The organism is Microcoleus sp. CAWBG58, from assembly GCF_020883045.1.
In the GTDB taxonomy this organism is placed as follows: domain Bacteria; phylum Cyanobacteriota; class Cyanobacteriia; order Cyanobacteriales; family Microcoleaceae; genus Microcoleus.
In genome coordinates, this window is record NZ_JAHRFA010000024.1 from 36,450 (window position 1) to 56,545 (window position 20,096).

Below are 20,096 nucleotides of genomic sequence, written 5' to 3' on the forward strand. Positions count from 1 at the left end.
AGCGCCATGACTGCAACAATATTAGAAGAAAAATTAGATCGGCCGTTACTATTTCCAGGCTTAAGCTGGGAACAATTCAAAACCTTAGAACCGATGCTGGATATTCCCAAAGTTCGGCTGTCATTTTTAGATGGGATACTGGAGAGAGGGCTCTCCTGGGTTTGTGGTGAAATTGTATTTTAAGCTACAAAAATCTTAAAGTGCAAGCGTTGAAACTCATACCAGGAGTCATACAGGTTTTACTTATCACCGAATATCCAGGAGAGCCCTGGAGTTCAGAGAATGCCTGGAAGAAAACACGAAATAGCCAAGGGACGTATCGGTGCGTTGGTAGAAACTTACATGATGGGGGCAGGAATCGATTTCACCCCTACAGAGTCTCTGACTTTAGAAAATGAATCGGTAAGAGTGAAGTGTGAAGCAGACAAATCTTACGAATTGGGTGCTGATAGAGAACGTCAAGATTTAGCTATTGAAGTAGTCGTAACTAGCGGCGGAATTGATAAGCTAGAGGCTTACAAACGCCTGCAAATTTCTGAAGTCTGGTTTTGGGAAAACAGCCGACTGTCTCTGTATGCTCTGGGAAAAGAAGGATACGAACAGATTGTGAGTTCTCAATTGCTCCCAAAACTCGATATTGATTTACTTGTCAGGTGTGTTAATATGCCGAGTCATGTTGAGGCAGTTAAGGCATTCAAAAGGGCGATCGATTTCAATTCTTAGTCAAAAATATTGAGCCTATGTGGCATCATTGAAGAATTGGTAAGCTGTTGCAGCATTAAAATTTAATTTTTTGGGGCAAGCTAGAAGCATCGCCCCACTCGTTGTTTCCAGAAACAGGATTGTTAAAATTAGATGCGCGCCAGCTTAACACCAGAAAAGTTTATAATAGAGCTACAACTCACAGGAAGCACGACCATGACAGCAGTCGTTACCACCCTCAAAACTTCTGAAATCATATACCCTAGCGCTGATGGAGAACCAGTGGCAGAAACTTACGACCATCTTTACGCAATTTTAACCACTTTAGAAGTCTTAAAACAATACCTCACAGACCGTCGAGCTACTGTTTTAGCAAACCAATATTTGTACTACGCTCAAGGATTCCCAAAACTGCGCGTAGCACCTGATGTGATGGTGATTTTTGATGTAGAACCAGGTGGCAGAGATAATTACAAAATCTGGGAAGAAGAGCAAGTGCCGAAAGTAATTTTTGAAATTACATCACCAGGCACCAAGTTGGAAGATCAAAACAATAAAAAAGAGTTGTATGAGGGGATTGAGGTTCAGGAATATTGGTTGTTTGACCCTAGAGGCGAATGGATTCCTGAACAATTGCGCGGGTATCGATTGGGAGAAGATGGGTATGAATTAATTAGAGATAGTCGCAGCAATGTACTGGAACTACGGTTAGAAATAGAAGGAAGATTGATTGGATTTTATCGGGAAGATAATGGAGAGAAATTATTGATTCCCGATGAATTGGCTTCGGCTTTGCAAGCGGAAAGGCAACGGGCTGAATCTGAACGGCAACGGGCTGCTGAACTCGAAGCTTTGTTAGAGCGTTATCGATCGCACTTTGGAGAATTACCGCAGGATAACGCCTAAAGACGCAGGAGTACGATCGCACTTTACCGAGGCGATCGCACTCTTAGTTCTGAGGTAAGATCATTACACTTCAGTGTATTCCTTGCTTTTTTGAGACTCTAACCAACGTTGATAAGCTTCCTTGTCTCCTCGAAAAGAATCGAGAGAAACTTGACGTTCTGGCATGGGTTTGAGGGGAGCATCAATGGGCGAATATTGGCAATAGCAGATTACTACGATATCAAATTCGCCGATCGGAATATCGGGAGTATAAGTCTCAACCCGCGCCACTTCCCAATCGCTGGTGCGGTAATGAGTGCTATAACCGTGTCTATCTGGATCGTGTTCTGCTTCTACGCGAACAAACTCTGGGGGACGATAGCCAACTTCAGGAATTTCGTCATTAGAAGAGTCAAAGTGTTCGGCTAAAATCTTGGTTAGGCATTGGGTGTGTTCAAGCTTGCGTTTTTCCCAACCAGGTTGGCGCTTGTCTGCTCTAAAGACAATCCATTTACGCATCTTCATCCTCCTTGCTTTCTAGTTCTTTGTACCAGTCTGGAAACTCCGTTTGACCTTTAAAAACACAATCAACTTTGAAAAATTGGCCGTCAATTTTCTCAACCTCAATTAGTTTCCAACCATATTTTTGTTCCATCTCTTCACAACAATCTGGATCTGCTGCTGCGTGTCGAGACTTGTCTTCATCTGGATCGTAACGCAACCATCGTGGATTTTTTGTCATAATTGATATTGCTCCCTGTGTTGGCTTGACAACCTTGGAGAAGTCGTCTGGACTCGGTATTTGTGGTACTGCGTCCGGGCGCGTCTTTGTAAAATTATATGATAATGGTTGTAATATCTGCCTGCTTCTGAACCAGGCAATTGGTTGAATTTGCTTGACAATTATCAGTTTGTATGTATGCAGATTCAAGCAAAAAATTTAAATGGGGAGGGCGATCGTTTTGCGATCGAACTTGGGCAATCTAGAAATAGGTACGAGTATGAGTGCCTGGAAAACAGCGACGCCAAGAGTTAGCAATGGAAAGTATACAGAAAAAATCTAGTGATAGTGTGGTTCGTAAGGGCGATTCCCTACGGGATAGCTACGCTTCACGAATTAAGCAGATTTTTGCGTTTCTATCGATGGCTGGCTTTGCGGGTTCGACAATTTTTGGTATGGTAAGTCTGTTCAGCAGCGGTTTGAGCAGCCAGCACCAGCAAAAGCAGACGCCAGTGGTAGTTTCGCAGGAGTCTTTGCTGGCGGCCAAGGAACGGGGTTATATGGGGGGTTTGCAGCGGGAACCGCAGAATGTGACGGCTTTGGAGGGCTTGGCGAATGTGCGGTTGGAGATGGGGAATCGCGTGGGGGCGATCGAGCCTTTGGAGAAGTTGGTGAAGTTGCATCCCGGGCGCGTTGATTATAAGGAGCTTTTGGCCCAGGCGAAGGGGAAGTAAGGGGCGAAAGGGCGATCGGTAACTCATTGTTATTACACTAGATTGATAACTTTTAAATTAAATTGTTGTTCGTAATTCAAATGGCTGACTGACTTTTATAAAAGGATTGAATATGGGCATAGTACGCATGGGGCCGCCGACCGAAATTATATACAAACTCAAACAAGCTTACGGGATTAATAATTTTATTGAAACCGGAACTTATCAAGGCCATACAGCATACTGGGCAAGCCAAGTATTTGAACAAGTTTTTACAATTGAATATTCTCAAGACATTTATCAAAAAGTTACCGAAAAATACGGTCATATCAAAAACATAGACTTTCTGTACGGCGATACCAGAAACCTTCTTCAAAATACAGTATCACAGCTTGAAAGCCCAAGTTTATTCTGGCTTGACGCTCATTGGAGCGGAGGGCTAACTTATGGGGAAAGCGACGAGTGTCCGTTGCTCGCAGAAATCGAAATAATCAACCGCTCCGATTGCGAACACTTCATTCTAATTGATGATGCCCGATTGTTTTTATCTCCGCCACCGCCGCCCCATTCACCTCAACAATGGCCCGATATTAGCAACATATTAAATTTATTGAATCCAGGAAAAAACAGCCGACATATTGTAATTGTAGATGATGTTATTATTGCTGTTCCTGTGCCAGCCAAAGAACTAATTGTTCGGTATTGCCAAAATGCGATCGCAAGTTTAGGCAATACAGGCAGCGGGAAACAAAAACAAAATCATCAAAGCACTGTGGTGTCTGTTAACAATCTTAATAACGCAGAGTCTATCAATAACTATGAATTGAAAATTATTTCTAATTTTATTGCTTCCGGTAATGTGGTTTTCGATATTGGCGCAAACATAGGTAGCTGGACAAATCAAGTATTAAACAGATACCCCGACGTTCAAATTCATTTATTTGAGCCAGCACCGCCAATATATCAAACACTTCTACAAAACCTGGCTGAACCGATTAAAAGCGGTCAACTGGTATTAAACAACTTGGCTATAGCACACCAACCGGAAATCCGGGAATTTTATTATTACGAAAAATCTTCAGGGTGGAGTACATTTCACCGACGATTTGAAATCGAAAAACAGTATAATATTCAGTCGCCTCAGCCATTTCAAGTTCTAACAGCTACCCTTGATGATTATGTCCAAACCAGGGGGATCAAGCGAATTAATTTCTTAAAAATTGATACAGAAGGCGGCGAACTAGAAGTTCTGCGCGGAGCAACTAATCTCTTGCAAAAAGGCAAAGTAGATTATATTCAGTTTGAGTACGGCGGAACATTTGTCGATGCCAACATCACATTAAAACAAGTATTCGAGCATTTACAAAAATTTCGTTACACCATCTTTAAAATACTGCCCGATGCTTTACAACCCTTACCCCAGTTTTCACCAGAATATGAGAATTACGAGTATAGCAACTTTTTAGCGGTGAACGAAAGGTTAACAGCTTTGATTTTTAGTGAAGCACCAAAACTGCTCGATTTGCAGCAGCTTTGCGTAAAACATTCTGTTGTACCGCGTGGCGTTATTCACATTGGTGCACACGAAGGCAAGGAAATTGCAACATATCAAACGATGGGGGTGCAAAGGGTACTATTTATTGAAGCCAACCCTGCTGTATTTGAACGTTTGCAAACGAATATAGCTGGTTTTCCTAACGTGCTAGCGGTGAATTGTGCAATTAGCAATATCAACGGCACAAGCACATTGTATGTAACTTCTATGGATCAAAGCAGTTCGATTTTACCATTGAAGGAGCATCAAAAGATTTATCCGCAAATCAAGGAAGTTGAGCGTGTGGTGGTGGAGTCGAGAACTCTGGATACGCTTTTAGCAGAACTTCAAGTTAATCCCGCTGATTTTAATATATTAAACATTGACATTCAAGGTGCAGAGCTGTTGGCTTTGCAGGGAGCGACTAACATTCTCAAACATATTGAAGCAATTAACACGGAAGTTAATTATGAAGAGCTGTATGAAGGATGTGCTTTAATTGACCAGATAGATGATTTTTTAGAGCTGCGAGGGTTCGATCGCGCTGCAACTGCAACACCGTACCATCCATCATGGGGCGATGCTTTTTATGTGAAAAAACCAGTAATTACAATGTCCACGCTGGGCAGAAACGGGCGGTTTGCCAATCAAATATTTCAGTATGCCTTTTTGAAAATATACGCAAAAGAACATAACTTGAGAGTCGAGACACCAGCCTGGATCGGCCAGTATCTGTTTGGATGCAACGATTCGCCCATATCTCAACAGTTACCTGTAGTTAGCGAAGAAACTAATAACCTTTTAGAAGCTCGAATACCCAAGGCAAAAGAAAACTTCACAAATGTGGATTTTTGGGGTTATTTTCAGTACCATACAAAGTATTATGCAGCGCATAAGGAGTATTTTCGATCGCTGTTCAAACCGGTGCCGGAAGTAGAAAAGAAAATGAAGGAAGTATTGGATTGTTTGCGATCGCGCGGCAAAACTCTCGTCGGTTTGCATTTGCGGCGGGGAGACTACGGCTACAGCGATTTCTTCATCGCGCCGAGTGAATGGTACAGAGAATGGCTTAAAGGTTTGTGGGAGACTCTGGAGGAACCGATACTATTTATTGCCAGCGATGAACCGGAAAAACTTTTAATTGATTTTGAGGAGTATAATCCGATCGCGACTAAAGATTTAGGTTTGGAGTTACCGCAAGCAGAGTTTTATCCTGATTTTTACTTGTTGAGCCAGTGCGATATTGTCGGAATTTCCAATAGCTCATTTTCATTCGCAGCTTGTATGCTTAACGAAACAGGCAAATTTTTCTTTCGCCCGCACTTGTATGCCCAAAAACTCATTCCTTTTGACCCTTGGAATAGCGAACCGATGTTGCGAAACTATATGCCTATTAATTTTTTCACAATAGTCCTCAACGGCCAGCCTTTCATCCGCTACCACATAGAAGTATTTAAACAACTGCCCTTTAAGTGGCACTGGCATATTGTTGAGGGTGTAGCTGATTTGAAGCATGATACTGCGTGGGCTATTCGATTGGGTGGAAAAATTACGGAGGAACTTCATTGTCAGGGCCGCAGCAAGGATGGTACATCAGAATATATAAATGAAATAGCACGTATTTATCCCGAAAATATTACTGTTTATCGCAAGCCAGAAGGTATTTTTTGGGATGGGAAGCGTGAAATGGTAAACGCACCGCTGGAAAATATTAAAGAAGAATGCTTGCTGTGGCAGGTAGATGCCGATGAACTGTGGACTGTTGAGCAAATTTGTACTGCGCGGCAGATGTTTATCGCTCGTCCTGAAAAAACAGCAGCTTTCTACTGGTGCTGGTATTTTGTGGGAGAAAATCTGGTTGTTAGCACTCGCAACTGTTACGCTCAGAATCCTCAACAAGAGTGGTTGCGTACTTGGAGATTTAAACCCGGAGCAAGTTGGGCAGCCCACGAGCCTCCAAGATTAGTTGAATCACTGCCAAATAGCGAGTGTCGGGATGTGGCAGCAGTAAACCCTTTTCTGCATGAAGAAACTGAAAAGCAGGGTTTGGTATTTCAACACTTTGCTTATGTGACGCTAGAACAATTGCGATTTAAACAAATATACTACGGTTATAAAAAAGCAGTTGTTGAATGGATGGCATTGCAAGCTCAAACGGAATTCCCAGTGCGGTTGGGAAATTATTTTTCTTGGGTTCAAGATGGAACGATGGTTGATACAGCAGAATCGTTAGCTGTATCACCGATCGCGCGGCGAGAAAAGAATAGTAATGAGTGGCATTTCGTGCAGTCAGAAAAGGTGCAGAGGCAAACTGCGCTTGCCGAACAGCCTCCAATGATTATTGTGGACGGCGTGTTTTTTCAGCTTTATAATACCGGAATTGCTCGCGTGTGGCGATCGCTCTTAGAAGAGTGGGTGCATCAGGATTTTGCCAAGCATATTATTGTGCTCGATCGCGCCGGAACAGCACCAAAAATACCGGGTATTAATTACCGTGCTGCTCCCGCTTACAGTTATGACAGCACAGATGCCGATCGCGCAATGCTACAGCAAGTTTGCGACGAACTGGAAGCTGACTTATTTATCTCGACTTACTACACAACGCCGATCGCCACAACCTCTGTATTCATGGCTTATGATATGCTTCCCGAAATATGGGGAGCTAACCTCGACAAGCCCATGTGGCGAGAAAAGCATCGCGCTATTAACCACGCATCAGCTTATATTGCAATTTCTCAAAATACTGCTTCCGATTTAGTCAAATTTTTCCCCGATATTGCTGCGGAGTCGATCGCCGTAGCTCATTGTGGAGTCGCCAGCAATTTTGCGCCAGCCGATCGAGAAGAAATTAGCTATTTTAAGACTAGGTATGGAATATTCAAACCTTATTTCCTGGTGGTGGGTGCTGGAGATGTTCATAAAAATACAGATTTGTTCTTTCAAGCTTTTGGTCAACTTCCTACAAGACAAGCCTTTGATATTGTCTGTACGGGGAAACGCTTCCCATTTAAAGATGAGTTTAGAGAATTTACATCAGGCAGCGCCGTGCACATACTGGAACTTAGCGATCGCGAGTTGAGTGTCGCCTACTCTGGTGCAGTTGCTCTCGTTTATCCTTCAAAATATGAAGGCTTTGGTCTACCAGTTCTCGAAGCGATCGCTTGCGGGTGTCCCGTCATTACTTGTCTTAACGCTTCCATCCCTGAAGTTGTGGGTAAAGCAGCCTTATATGTTAGCGATACTGACGTTAACGAGCTTGCACAGGCACTTTGCGAGGTACAAAAGCCAGATGTCCGCAGATATTTAATCGCAGAAGGATTAGAACAAGCGAAAAAGTTTTCTTGGTCAAAAATGGCAAGGATAGTTAGCACGACTTTGATAGATGCTGCTTTTCAAGCTTTAAAGCTGAGGCCAATTAATTTGATCGTTTTCCCAGATTGGTCAGCATCAGAAGAGTCTATTGGCACTGATTTGACACAAGCGATTAGGGCGATCGCCACTCACCCTGACAGAATGAAGATGACATTACTCGTAGATACTGCCAACATTTCTGAGGAAGAGGCAAATCTGGCTTTATCGGGCGTTGCTATGAATCTTTTGATGGAGGAAGATTTAGACGTTACTGAATCTGCCGAAATATCGTTAGTGGGAAATTTGAACGAAAGGCAGTGGGAGGTTTTACTCGGCAGAATACAAGCTAAACTTGCTTTGGAAAACGAAAATGAACAGGCGATCGCAGCCGTCAAAGCCGAAAGCCTGCCTTCCTGCGAACTCGATAGCTTCAGCAGCAGGCGAGCTGTTCACTCAGAAGAAGGAGATTGGAAGTTCATTTCTCCCATGCTAGAATCTCTGACAGATCCTCAAACAGACAATGATTTTCAAGAACAATCACCGGTAGATTGCTACTTAGAATATATTAAAACAAATTGTCCGACTCTAAATTTAGATACCTGGTTACGCATAAAGTCAAGCCTTGAAACTACATCTTGGGACGAACCTGTATCCGCAGCAGATTTGAATAATTTTGCTGTTGTGGCTTTGATTCAAGCCGAAAGTTGTCCAGACTTATCCGTCAAAGAACTCTATTTTAATATGGCACTAGAAGCTTTAAATAGAGGAGTAGAGTTGCGGGAGCATCCCCTCTGTACTGCTCATCTTGCTGTAGTGCTTGCCATGACAGGAGAAATATTAGAAGCCAGTCAAATTTCGCTGGCATCCTTGATCGATACTCTGCACTATGCTGATAGCTCGGCCGCTCAAATTATGCCAGCAATTGTCTATTTTCCCCAAATAGATAACAGTTTTAGAAGCTACCGGAACGAAAATCTCACTCAAATTCTACAAGCAAAAGAGGGTTATACTCAAGCGGTTATGTTGTTGACAGAAGTGCTGTGTCGGTCACTGCTTGTCTCTTACAACACTAGAGGACTTTTCGTCAAACACTTAGCAGCTCAAGTTTTCCCGGATTCCATTTCGATCAATTTAACGCTGGGAATATCGAGCTTGATCAACAATCTATGGGAAGGGTTGTTATACCTGCACCGTGCTAGACAGAAAGCTACCGATTCAGCACCGATTTTGCAAGCGCTTTACCTCGCCTATAAAAATTTAGAACAGACAGAAAAAGCAAATTACTGGCTAAATTATGCTCGGAATTTATGCAAAGATCGTCCTCATTCTCTCGATTGGAGATGGACAGAGTTAAAATTGGAAAGTTATTTCACTTACGCGCCCTTTGAAGACCAAATTTTATTGGCGGTTGAATCGAATTTCCGAAGTTATGCGACTGGGGTATTGATTTCAGAAGGAGACTGGTTTGAAAAAGAAATGGAGTTTTGGCGCAATTCGATTAAACCAGGCATGACTGTTATAGATGTGGGTGCGAATGTGGGGGTGTACACCTTTAGTGCAGCTCGGCGCGTAGGATCTAAGGGTCGTGTTTTCGCAGTCGAACCTTTTTCAAGCTGCGTTCGCTGTTTGCAAGAAAGCTGTAAAATTGGTAAGTTCGACTGGGTAAAAGTCTGCGCTGGCGCTGCGAGCGATCGCGCAGGAACAGCTCGGTTGTCTCTTTCTTTGGCCAGCGAACTAAACAAAATTGTGGTTGGCGAATCTGCCGAACAAATGGAGCCAGGTACCTTTGAAGATGTTACCTGCTTTACTCTCGACAGCCTAATTGAACGAGAAAATCTAACCACAGTAGATTTTATCAAAATAGATGCAGAAGGACACGAACTTTCTGTATTGACTGGCAGCGACAAAATTTTGTCTGAATTTTCCCCTGCAATCCTTTATGAAAATACTGACGCAGGCCAACGCAGCAATCTAGCTGCTGCCGATTATCTCAGAGGTAGAGGATATCAGTTATTTATTTATCAACCTTATCTGCAAAAGCTGCTTCCTGTAGATTCTGCTGAAGATTTGCAAGGAAATCTTAATGTCATCGCTTTACCTAGCGATCTTAACGATCTACAATCTCTAAATCTATCCGAAAGTTTTTCATAATTCAAAAGGACGCTTTATGCCTGTTTTTCTCAACAGTTTGAAAAAAAGCGGTCATTTAGACCGGGTTTACATGACACTCTGTAATATTGGTTGTCGTAAATTAACCAGTGAAGATGACTACGGCAGCCAAGGATGGAATATTTTTGCACCTCGGCTGACTATTTACGGTTTTGATGCAGATGCAGATGCTTGCGAAGCGGCCAATGCTGACCTTGAAGCACGACAAGTCAATTGGACTGAAAAACATATTCCTTTAGCTTTAGCCAAGTCTGTAGGTGAATCTACACTTTATGTCACGCAACATCCTATGTGCAGTTCGCTTTATCCACCTAATGAACCTTACTTGGAGCGTTTTTCTGGACTGCCCGAACTTGTAAACTTAGATTTTTGTATTGAACTTGAAACCACCACTTTAGATGAGTTTTGCCAGCAGGAAGGAATTGAGGAAATAGATTTCCTGCAAATTGACGTTCAAGGCGCAGAACTTCAGGTTTTAGAAGGTGGTGCGGAAATTTTAAGCCGAAGTGTTCTAGCGGTTCAGGCTGAAGTAGAATTTTCACACTTATACTCAAATCAGCCCCTATTTGCTGATGTTGACACCCATCTTAGAAAACAAGGTTTTACACTATTTGATTTAGAACAAGCATATCGGCTTCGCGCTAGAACACCTATTGGCTCAGCAGTGCGGAACGGTCAATTGCTTTGGGGAGATGCTTTTTATTTTCGGGATTTAATTCAACATGACCTTGACAGCCCCTTAAAAACACCGCATAAAATTCTCAAGTTAGCTTGCCTCGCGGATCTTCTGAATTTTCCCGACTATGCCCTGGAGCTACTAGAGTATTTAACTTTGGAATACGGCAACAACCCTAACTATAACTTTGCTAACAATATTGTTGAGAGTTTGACTCAATTTCCAGAGCTTGTCAGCCAAGGACTGGGTTCCCTGCCTGTCGTGGCAAGAATTCAAGATTACATTAGCGATCGCGATATTGACTTATTCCAGGCAAGTCAACCGCTAAATCAGCAGTCGATTTCTCCAGTAGCTATGTTTCAATTCGATCGCTCTAGCAAACTCTTCGTGCAGCGACACAATCAAAGACGATTGGAGCATCTAGCGAGCTTGGGATTAAATATCGCTGGTAAAACTGTACTGGAAGTTGGAGCAGGAATTGGCGACCATACAAGCTTTTTTATAGACCGGGCCTGTGAAGTGGTCACCACAGAAGCAAGACCTGAGAATCTAGAAATTCTGATCGCCCGTTATCCCAATCTAGAGGTAAAGCATCTAGACCTAGATAAACCCGATTTAACAGTGAATCGGCAGTTCGATATCATTTATTGCTACGGCCTGCTGTATCACCTACAAAAACCGACTCAGGCGATCGAGTTCATGGCTCAGTGCTGCAAAGATATGCTGCTGCTGGAGACCTGTGTCTCATTTGGGGATGGAGAATCGATCAATCCTTGTCTAGAGCCAGCAGAGAGTCCATCACAAGCAATATCAGGTCAGGGATGCCGACCTACCAGGCAGTGGGTATACAACCAACTGAAGCAATACTTTAACTTTGTTTATATGCCAATTACTCAACCTAATCACGAAGAGTTTCCTATAGATTGGAACTCACCTCCACCTACAGAAACTTTGACAAGATCGGTATTTATTGCCTCAAGACAGCCACTCAACAATCAACTTTTGATTGAAGATATTCCTGTGCAGCAGCAACGTCATTAAAATCATCTCCTTTGGAAAGGCAATTCAATACAGCAGATTCCACGTTTATCAAGTACACCTCGAATTGAACCCCGTAGGGACACTCCAAGAACCCATTGGTCTCAACTTAACGTCAAACCCAGTCAGAGAATGCTGTTTGACTATTAAGCCTAGATCCCCCCTAGCCCCCCTTAAGAAGGGGGGGACATGAGTCTTCTTAAAGTCCCCGCAACGATTCGGGGGATTTAGGGGGATCTAGACAGGGGTAAAAACGAGATTTATCAAGGGTTTTAGCCTTAAGTTGACAGTAATGGGCTAAAGGAAGTGTCCCTAGTGCACTTCCTAAACCTGGGATACTCTGTAATCCTAGCTTTGAAGATAAATGTCCCACATTTGCTGGTAGGCTTTTTCCATCTCGCGAGCAAACTGCTGGGCATTCCAAAGGGGAGAAGTTTGCCTTGACTGTCGCAGTTTCCACGAAATTTGCTGCCGCAAAGCAGCATCTTTTCCTAAACGAATTCCCCATTCCACATATTCTTCATCAGTCCAAGCAATACCCTCGGTCACTCCTGCATTCATCATCATTGTGTAGCTGTTGCGAGCAGCAAACTGCTGCCCGACTTGCGTCACTAAGGGAATGCACATCCAAAGAGTTTCTAGAGTGGTTGTGGCTCCGTTATAGGGATAAGTATCCAGAACTACATCTGCAATATCTAAGTTAGCTCGGTGAACTTCCTCTGAAGAAACTGCTGGCAAAAATCGCAGGCGATCGCCCTCCAAGCCCTCTTCTTCTGCTAGCTGGTTAAAGAATTTGTGAATCGATTTTTGATCGGCCCCTCCTTTGATCAAAAAGTAACTGTTAGGAACTTCCTTCAAAATCTTCACCTGTAGTCGCGCTGTATCTAGATGCCGTTTGTAGCCAGTCTGGCTGCTGAGGTATACGACTGCATTGCTCGGAATATTCAACTCGTCGCGGCGCAAAGTCGGTACTCCCACTTCAAAACCCTCTACAGCTATGTAAGTGTGGGGCAAGCGCCAAATTTTTTCACTGTAATAATCCTGAGCCGACTCCGGCATAACGTAAGGATCGGCAATATAATAGTCAATTGCTGGCAATCCTACAGCATCCCAACCCAACCAAGTAACTTGTATCGGTGCCGATTTCATTGCCATCACTTCACAGTTCACATCTAAAGTAATACTGTCAAGATCGATCAGGATGTCAATTTCGTCTCGGTCAATTTGCTCGGCAATATTTGTGCTGACTATCCCGCAGTGATACGGCTTATCAACATGATTGACATACCAGTTTTGTAAAAAGTGTTCTTCCTCTTTGTATCCGATAAAGTAGGCATGAATTTGAAATTTATCCCGATCGTGATGCTGAAACAGCCATCGCGCTAGCCAGCCCACAGAATGTCTCCTCAAGCAATGGGATAGGTAGCCAATCTTCAGAGGCTTGCCAGAAATACCGAGGCTCTTGCGAACTAACTGTCGCTGCCGGTATCCCTCTATCTCCTCCTTAGCATAGTTTTCAATGTTGCTCTGGCAGAGTTGAGCCAATTGGTTGCTTATTTTTCTGTTAGTTTTGGGATCGTCCTGAAAATACGGGGAAAAAAAGCTGGTAACGAACAAGTCGCAGACTGTAGAAGATGACAGCGAGGTCGGATATTCAGCTATTAGCAATTCTAGGAGCGAGTGGAGGCGATCGAGTGTTGCGAGCGCTTCTGCCCAATATCCGCCGGCACTCATCAACCCCCGTAAAATTAAGTGAGTAGCGTAAATTTTGGCGGGTAAGTCTTGTTGTAATGAATAGAAAAGCTTGGCTGTTTTTATGCCTTCGTCGAATTCACCTAAATTTTGATAAAAACAAGCCATGTGGCGAACTAACTCTGGCTGATTGGGAGCTAAACGCAAACCCAATTCAATATAGTTTATTGCCAATCCAGTTAACTTTAAGATATACCCAAGTTCAACACAGGTTTCAATAATAATGTTAATATAAGTTTGAGGCTCGCGGACGTGAGTTATACAGGTCTCTGCAAACTTCCAAGCTGACGGGTGTGCGGAAACGCAGTTCAAAACCCTTTTCAGCACTCGCATCAATAGAACGATGTCTGTGGCGACTATCCCAGTCTCCAACTCGAGCATTTCAATCAAGCCTGTAGAATTTAGTTGCTCGGGTGTAAAAGTCTCAAGCTGGATAGAAAGCTCGATCGCGCGCAACAGGTTGTCAATATCTGCCGGATTTATTTCCCGGATGTGCTGCCGGATCGCCCAAGCAAGAGCATAGTCTGACAAGCCCTCTCGGCGATCGGCTTCTGCTTGCAGCATATCTAAAAGTTGAGCTGTCCATTCATCAACTTGTTCCGCTTCCCCGTCGGCCATGCCCAGGAGCCAAGTTGTTTGAGCTTCCATCTCTTGCCCCTGCAACAGCAACATCAACCCCAAGTGCCAGTAGTGGGACTTGACTTCCGGCTCCTCTGCAATTGCTTGCTCGTATAAATTTTCAGCCTGAGTGTAATTTCCTTGAATTAAATATTGATTAGCCTGTTGCTGCCAATGAGTGCGACTATCTGATGAAATATTTTGTAAATAAATTGTCATAGTAGCGTATCAGTCCGATCTTTTCTGAATATCTATCTCAGGCAAATTCATCATTCAATAACAATGGGTAGTGTCAGCTACACTACCCATTGTTTGATGATAATGTTCAAATTAGGCTTGCAGGAACAACACCAACTTTGACACACTGCTAAATCGGAAACTATCTACTTGGACACTATTGTCCAACTGGTGTTATTACATTTTATGTTTTCAGCAGTAATATCCGCCGCCGTCTCAGCGCCCGCCGGCAGACCAACGCCTGCTAGTGTACTCTCGCACAGGACTGCGGTGCTAGTTTTCTCAGCGCCACCTTGTGCAATTAGTGCTACCGCCCCTATGTAAGATTTGAGTACGTTGCTTTGACCGTGTGCTATATTTCCTACAGCAGTGGTAGTCGTAGCAAGAGTTGGCTCTGCCTGTGTTCCTGCTGGGACAATAGTATATTTGTAGTTCTCAGTCTGAGTTTTAATGCCGAGCCCTAACGCAGGAACGAAACCTACAAATTTGCCGTTTTCAGCAAAGCCTGCCTGCTGGGCGCGGTTCATCGAACCAGCGTACTGCTTTGCCTCTGACTGCTTGGCTTTGTTAGCTTGGTTGAGGAAGGACGGCAAAGCAATAGCAGACAGAATACCGATGATGATAATAACGACCAGCAGTTCAATCAGTGTAAAACCCTTATCCTGTCTTTTTTGATTGAGGTGTTGCAGGAATCTGGCTTTAAATTCAGTTTTCATTGGTTGTTTCTCCTAGAGGGGTGGGATGCTTGATTTCTAACTCTTGTATGTAACTTACCCAGTTCTGCTCAACTTCATATCACTGCCGGCAAAAATGTTTTTAGCAGTGTCAGTGAAAGGTACAGATCGCTCAATAACGCTCCAAAAGCACGTACAAAAAGACTTCTAGGCTCATCAAGAGTTCCTTGATTTCATCTAAAGCCCTCTCCCGACTCACAGGTTCCAGGGTTACAAGGTCTAGGGGTCTGAGCTTGAGCCAGCGCTCCGCTAAGGAGATCGCAGGCTGCGCGCCCTCCCACAGAGGCAGCAAGCAAGCTGCCATACCGCTTTCTATCAAAATCGGCACTAAGGTTGGCGAAGGGACATAACGGCTAATCTGGAAGGAACTTTGGTTAGCGAGAGATTTAATCAAATCTTCTTTTAACTGGGGAGTTCGGATCTGAGGATGCAAATGCACCTTTGCCTGCTCCCAATCAGTCGCAGTCCATTCCGAAACTGGTACGAACGACTGAGCTCGATCGGGCAGACCGCACCAGAAGTCTATCAAACGGTGGACTGGATGTAAAAGTTCAAACAGGTGCAGCCGTTGTTCCACAGGAATTTCTGGCAAGCTCATTGCCAGAAACGCAGGTAGGTCATTTGGCTGCTTGAACAAATCCGTCAAGTCCCACAACCGCCAATAGACCATACTAATAAATTCTAAATCAGCAGCTTTTAATGCTGAAAAAACTTCCGGTACTGTAGAGCCTTTATCCCCCAGCAGCAAATAGTTAGCCAGCATCCATTCTTCGTTTTTTTCGGCTCTAGAACTCCATGTTCTTGCTTTGATAGCCACGTCATCTTTGAGGTTTTGTATAATTTCTTTAGCTAGCTCTATCTCCATTTCTCTAGGATTATCATCCATCAATCCCATGATTTTGAAAACTTTTTGAACGGCAAAGAAAGAACTTCTCTGTAGGGAACTGTGGAGGTTTGTCCGAATAATTCCATCCGGTTTCAAAACCGATTGCATCGCTTGCAATCCGACAACTGCGTCTGGCAAGAGATAAAGCACCTCGTCACAGTTGATAAAATCAAACTGTTGGTTTAAGCTAGGCAGATCCTCAATTGACAGAGCATGAAACTCACTATTCTCAAAGCCGTGATATTCCAGGCGCTGTCGAGCGAGTTTAACAGACTCTTCGGATAAATCGATGCCAACAATTTTGGCTCCCGGATTTGCTTCAGCCAAAACTAATGACTTGCAGCCGCTACCGCAGCCTGCATCTAAAATAACTTTTCCGTCAGTTTCTATAACTTTTTGATTTCTTAAATAGTAAGCTGTTACTAAGTTATGAATGTAGAGAGATTGATAGTCAATTTTAGGAGAGTGATCGAGGGGAATTCGAGGATAAGGGGCATTGTCAAATTGCTGACGAATTTTCTCTATTAACTCTGATTCTTGGGTATCCATTCTGAATCGCTCCTGATGCTGCTAAATTGTGCTGCGCTAATTGCTCTGTTACAATACCGAAACTTATCTTACCCTACGATCGCAAAAAACGATCGCCCCCGCCCAGCCGCCACAAATACTTGCCATAATAATCTGAAACCCGATCGCCCAACCAACCACCTCCATCAACCGACGCCCTAGCTGCTATCCTCGGCTGGCGATCGCCCCAACCTACCCAAATCAAGCCGATCGAGGAAAATACGATCGCCCTAACCAGAAATTCCTTTCCTAAATTCCCTGATCGCCTCCACACTCGAAGCCATCAGCAAGCAGCGACACAGCAAGTTAATATCTAAATCCGGCAAAACCACACTCGAAGCAATTTTTTCATAACCCTCACCACCCAAGCGATACATAGCCAATACGCCATCCTCCCAGAACCAGACTTCAGCAACTCCCAATACTCGATAGCGCTGCAATTTTTTGACATTACCGCTAGTAAAGACAACTTCGATACATAAATCTGGGGGAGAATCTGGGGTGATGCGTCTGCCAATAAAATAAGATTCATCAGCTTGTGCAGACACTACCCCTTCCTTTTCTTGGGTAAAACTTCCCGTAGGTGCAAACTCAATTTCATTTTCGGCACAATAGATAGACAGCAGCGTACAAATTGTCCGACTGAAAAATTCGTGCTCTGGGGAAACTGCCAAGATTTCCACCTCTCCTTTGTAATAAAATAACTTGATGCCAGGAGAGTCAGAAAACCCCTGTTCAATTAGTTTGAACTGTTCCCAGCTAATCCCGGAGTGAATGAACCTTTGGTCGAGTGGTTTTAAGAGTGTCTGTGCTATCATCGGAACCTCTATCAAGCTTCAGCCTTATTGTTATTATCACATTCAATCAAAACAGTCTAAATTCAATTCCACGCCCGCAACACAATACTTGCGATAATAGTCTCAATGCCTAATTATACAACCAACCAGCACATCCATGAACACCAACATCAGCCCGATCGCCAAAGTATTCACCTTCTCCGCCGCCCTTTCCCTAGCCATCAAGTACGCAGGGCCCAGCCTATCCATAGCCTCAACCGACTTCAACGCTCTGATCGCAGTGTTTACCCCCAGTATCATCCTAGCTGCGATTCTGGGCTGGCGGGCATGGCAACAGCAGCCGAGGTAGGAGTTGAGCAGCCACACAAAACACCAAAAGCCCCACAATACCCAACAATACAGGACAGACGATCGCATGGATCTAACCACCTTAAATCTCAAACCCTTAAATTTACTAATTTTCCCCGATTGGAACCAACCAGAAGAATCAGTTTATTTAGAGTTAGAAGAAATGATGAGGAATCTGATCGCTCATCCCGATCGCGATTTCCTGACTCTGTTAATAGATGCCAGCCAAACTTTAGAACAATCCGAATTAGATTGCCATCTAATTATATCAGCAATTGTTCTGAATCTGTTCATGGAAGAAGATTTAGATACGAGCTGCGAACCGGAAATTATTTTATTGGAAAACCTCACTCAAAGTCAGTGGTTGGATATTTTGCCGCAGATTCAATATCGAATTAAGTTAAAAGCAGAAAATCACCAAGCAATAGCCGAGTCAGGAACCGACAAAATCCCTGTAGTGGAACTGAAACAACTTAGCGAAATCGCCCTTGACTCCCAAGCATTAGCGTTGAGAGAATTTGGCAACCAACTCTACCGTCAAGCAAGATACGAAGCAGCCATCAAGCACTATGAAAGGTTTTTAGCATCCCAAACAGGAGATATAGAACTGTATTCTAACTTCAGCCAGTGTTTGAGAAACCTCAACAGAATCGAAGATGCGATCGCACTTCTCGAACAAGGCATTCGCCATTACCCAACAGCCGGACAACTGCACTTTGAAATCATCAAAATTTGCCAGCAAAACGGACGCATTCAGCAAGCTATATCGAGTGCAGAAAGAGCAACGCAAATACTGCCCGATGAATATGTTTTTAAACTTTTAAGACACTTAACACTGCCAATTGTTTACGATACGCCCGATGACATCCAATTTTACCGGGAAAGATATGTCCGAGAATTAGAAACATTAATTCAGCAAACCTCCCTAAATAATCCCCAATCTAAAATTAATGCTTTGCGGGGTTTTGGTAGTTTCACTAATTTTTACCTGGCTTATCAAGCCCACAATGTTGTGGAATCCCAATCCAAATATGCCAATTTAGTTCATCAAATTATGGCGGCAAACTATCCCCAGTGGGTGGAACCGCGACAGATGCCTCCATTGTTGGAAAATGGCAAAATTAGAGTCGGTTATATTTCTAGTTTTTTGCATTCTTACAGCGGCACTTTGTGGCTGACTGGCTGGTTGCGTTATGCCAACACAAAACAATTTGAAATTTACTGTTACTACACGGGTAACGATCCAGATCTAGTTACAGAACAATTTCGCGAATACAGCACAGAATTTCGCCACATTCCTCACAACTTAGAAGCTGTATGCCAACAAATTATTGATGACAAATTGCACATTCTTGTCTTCCCAGAAATTGGCATGGATGCACCAACTATCCAAATAGCAGCTTTGCATCTTGCACCGATACAATGTACGGCGTGGGGACATCCTGTCACCTCTGGTTTACCGACGATTGATTATTTTATTTCCAGCGAATTGATGGAACCAGAAAATGCACGATCGCACTACTCAGAAACCTTAATTAAGTTGCCAAATATTGGGGTTTCCTACCCAAAACCACTCGTGGGAGAATTAAACAATAGTCGCTTGGATTTTGACCTCCGAGAAGATGCAATAATTTACTTTTGCTGCCAAGCTCCTTTCAAATACTTACCGCAATATGATTGTATCTTAGCAGAAATTGCCCGCCGCGTTCCCCAAGCTCAGTTTATTTTTCCGCGCGGCGAACTGTTGCGGAAGCGGCTAAAGCGGGCTTTTGCTGCTGTTAATCTCGACAGCGAAGATTACTGTCTTTTCCGAGCGATTGCAACTCGACAAGAGTATATAGCCATGAACTTTCTTGCCGATGTTTTCTTGGATACTTTCACTTGGTCGGGGGGCAATACGTCTTTGGAGGCGATCGCCTGCAATTTACCTATAGTAACTTGTCCGGGAGAATTTATGCGGGGACTTCATGCAGATAGCTTTCTCAAAATGCTGGGAGTGACAGATACGATCGCACAAAACGAAGCAGCATATATTGAAATTGCTGTCAAGTTAGGTAAAGATTCACAGTGGCGGCGAGATATTGCCGAACGGATGAGTCAGCGACAAGATAATCTGTTTGACGATCGAGTTTGCGTGACTGCGTTAGAGGCTTTTTATCAAGAAGTTGTTCGAGAAAGACTTAAGCAGTTGACAGTTGACAGTTGACAGTTGACAGTTGACAGCGAGGTTTTTCGGATGGGATTTATATCAAGTCCGATCGAATGATGACAATAAAATTAGTTTGTAGTGAGGACTTTAGTCCTGATTCTATGAAGGACTAAAGTCCTCACTACGAACCTTAGATCCGAAACCCTCGAAAATCGCCCT

General features: G+C 43.5%; 15 protein-coding genes. 8 read left to right on the forward strand and 7 right to left on the reverse strand.

Annotation, left to right across the window (positions count from 1 at the left end; all coding sequences use genetic code 11):
• Positions 1-6: 6 nt before the first annotated feature.
• From QZ918_RS13065 to QZ918_RS13075, 3 genes are all read left to right on the forward strand, one after another.
• The gene (locus QZ918_RS13065) at positions 7-183 is read left to right on the forward strand and encodes a hypothetical protein (protein ID WP_293335614.1); all 177 of its coding nucleotides are present in this window, start codon (positions 7-9) and stop codon (positions 181-183) included.
• Between the two features lie 99 nt (positions 184-282).
• The gene (locus QZ918_RS13070) at positions 283-723 is read left to right on the forward strand and encodes a PDDEXK family nuclease (protein WP_293335617.1); all 441 of its coding nucleotides are present in this window, start codon (positions 283-285) and stop codon (positions 721-723) included.
• 195 nt (positions 724-918) lie between these two features.
• The gene (locus tag QZ918_RS13075) at positions 919-1,608 is read left to right on the forward strand and encodes a Uma2 family endonuclease (RefSeq protein ID WP_293335620.1); all 690 of its coding nucleotides are present in this window, start codon (positions 919-921) and stop codon (positions 1,606-1,608) included.
• Positions 1,609-1,671: 63 nt separating this feature from the next.
• Here the strand turns inward: QZ918_RS13075 and QZ918_RS13080 are convergent, their stop codons facing one another.
• Positions 1,672-2,106 carry a hypothetical protein gene (locus QZ918_RS13080; RefSeq protein WP_293335623.1) on the reverse strand — a complete coding sequence of 145 codons (435 nt, stop codon included), beginning with the start codon at positions 2,104-2,106 and terminating at the stop codon, positions 1,672-1,674.
• Positions 2,099-2,329, reverse strand: a complete 231-nt coding sequence (locus tag QZ918_RS13085; protein WP_293148421.1) for a hypothetical protein — start codon at positions 2,327-2,329, stop codon at positions 2,099-2,101. Before QZ918_RS13085 ends, QZ918_RS13080 begins: the two co-directional genes overlap by 8 nt.
• 296 nt (positions 2,330-2,625) lie before the next feature.
• Here QZ918_RS13085 and QZ918_RS13090 point away from each other — a divergent pair, with 296 nt between their 5' ends.
• The 3 genes from QZ918_RS13090 to QZ918_RS13100 all read left to right on the forward strand — a co-directional run bounded on the left by QZ918_RS13090 (position 2,626) and on the right by QZ918_RS13100 (position 11,792).
• A complete protein-coding gene (locus QZ918_RS13090; RefSeq protein ID WP_293335626.1) occupies positions 2,626-3,042 on the forward strand; it encodes a tetratricopeptide repeat protein in 417 nt (138 codons plus the stop codon).
• Between the two features lie 112 nt (positions 3,043-3,154).
• Positions 3,155-10,057 (forward strand): FkbM family methyltransferase, encoded by a 6,903-nt coding sequence (locus QZ918_RS13095; protein WP_527250406.1) that lies wholly within the window; start codon positions 3,155-3,157, stop codon positions 10,055-10,057.
• 16 nt (positions 10,058-10,073) lie between these two features.
• The gene (locus tag QZ918_RS13100) at positions 10,074-11,792 is read left to right on the forward strand and encodes an FkbM family methyltransferase (RefSeq protein ID WP_293335629.1); all 1,719 of its coding nucleotides are present in this window, start codon (positions 10,074-10,076) and stop codon (positions 11,790-11,792) included.
• A 345-nt stretch (positions 11,793-12,137) separates the two neighbouring features.
• Here the strand turns inward: QZ918_RS13100 and QZ918_RS13105 are convergent, their stop codons facing one another.
• The 5 genes from QZ918_RS13105 to QZ918_RS13125 form a co-directional block, all read right to left on the reverse strand.
• On the reverse strand, positions 12,138-14,378 hold the full coding sequence (locus QZ918_RS13105) for an O-linked N-acetylglucosamine transferase, SPINDLY family protein (RefSeq protein ID WP_293335632.1): 2,241 nt from the start codon (positions 14,376-14,378) through the stop codon (positions 12,138-12,140).
• Positions 14,379-14,542: 164 nt separating this feature from the next.
• Entirely contained in the window at positions 14,543-15,112 is a 570-nt protein-coding gene (locus tag QZ918_RS13110; RefSeq protein ID WP_293335635.1) for a type IV pilin-like G/H family protein, read from the reverse strand.
• Between the two features lie 130 nt (positions 15,113-15,242).
• The gene (locus QZ918_RS13115) at positions 15,243-16,565 is read right to left on the reverse strand and encodes a class I SAM-dependent methyltransferase (protein ID WP_293335638.1); all 1,323 of its coding nucleotides are present in this window, start codon (positions 16,563-16,565) and stop codon (positions 15,243-15,245) included.
• 73 nt (positions 16,566-16,638) lie between these two features.
• A complete protein-coding gene (locus QZ918_RS13120; RefSeq protein ID WP_293335641.1) occupies positions 16,639-16,857 on the reverse strand; it encodes a hypothetical protein in 219 nt (72 codons plus the stop codon).
• Complete coding sequence (locus tag QZ918_RS13125; protein WP_293335644.1) at positions 16,814-17,401, reverse strand: Uma2 family endonuclease; 588 nt, start codon at positions 17,399-17,401, stop codon at positions 16,814-16,816. Before QZ918_RS13125 ends, QZ918_RS13120 begins: the two co-directional genes overlap by 44 nt.
• A gap of 136 nt (positions 17,402-17,537) precedes the next feature.
• On the opposite strand from QZ918_RS13125, the gene QZ918_RS13130 reads away from it, so the two are divergent.
• The gene (locus QZ918_RS13130; protein WP_293335647.1) at positions 17,538-17,729 is read left to right on the forward strand and encodes a hypothetical protein; all 192 of its coding nucleotides are present in this window, start codon (positions 17,538-17,540) and stop codon (positions 17,727-17,729) included.
• A gap of 3 nt (positions 17,730-17,732) precedes the next feature.
• Positions 17,733-19,934, forward strand: coding sequence for an O-linked N-acetylglucosamine transferase, SPINDLY family protein (locus QZ918_RS13135; protein ID WP_293335650.1), 2,202 nt, complete (start codon positions 17,733-17,735; stop codon positions 19,932-19,934).
• Positions 19,935-20,096 lie beyond the last annotated feature (162 nt).

What these genes read in the sequence shown, in the direction of transcription:
- QZ918_RS13095 (WP_527250406.1), top strand. Translation starts at nt 3,155, where the DNA reads ATGGGCATAGTACGCATGGGGCCGCCGACCGAAATTATATACAAACTC.
- QZ918_RS13065 (WP_293335614.1), top strand. Translation starts at nt 7, where the DNA reads ATGACTGCAACAATATTAGAAGAAAAATTAGATCGGCCGTTACTATTT.
- QZ918_RS13080 (WP_293335623.1), bottom strand. Translation starts at nt 2,106, where the DNA reads ATGCGTAAATGGATTGTCTTTAGAGCAGACAAGCGCCAACCTGGTTGG.
- QZ918_RS13075 (WP_293335620.1), top strand. Translation starts at nt 919, where the DNA reads ATGACAGCAGTCGTTACCACCCTCAAAACTTCTGAAATCATATACCCT.
- QZ918_RS13125 (WP_293335644.1), bottom strand. Translation starts at nt 17,401, where the DNA reads ATGATAGCACAGACACTCTTAAAACCACTCGACCAAAGGTTCATTCAC.
- QZ918_RS13130 (WP_293335647.1), top strand. Translation starts at nt 17,538, where the DNA reads ATGAACACCAACATCAGCCCGATCGCCAAAGTATTCACCTTCTCCGCC.
- QZ918_RS13110 (WP_293335635.1), bottom strand. Translation starts at nt 15,112, where the DNA reads ATGAAAACTGAATTTAAAGCCAGATTCCTGCAACACCTCAATCAAAAA.
- QZ918_RS13070 (WP_293335617.1), top strand. Translation starts at nt 283, where the DNA reads ATGCCTGGAAGAAAACACGAAATAGCCAAGGGACGTATCGGTGCGTTG.
- QZ918_RS13100 (WP_293335629.1), top strand. Translation starts at nt 10,074, where the DNA reads ATGCCTGTTTTTCTCAACAGTTTGAAAAAAAGCGGTCATTTAGACCGG.
- QZ918_RS13085 (WP_293148421.1), bottom strand. Translation starts at nt 2,329, where the DNA reads ATGACAAAAAATCCACGATGGTTGCGTTACGATCCAGATGAAGACAAG.
- QZ918_RS13090 (WP_293335626.1), top strand. Translation starts at nt 2,626, where the DNA reads ATGGAAAGTATACAGAAAAAATCTAGTGATAGTGTGGTTCGTAAGGGC.
- QZ918_RS13105 (WP_293335632.1), bottom strand. Translation starts at nt 14,378, where the DNA reads ATGACAATTTATTTACAAAATATTTCATCAGATAGTCGCACTCATTGG.
- QZ918_RS13115 (WP_293335638.1), bottom strand. Translation starts at nt 16,565, where the DNA reads ATGGATACCCAAGAATCAGAGTTAATAGAGAAAATTCGTCAGCAATTT.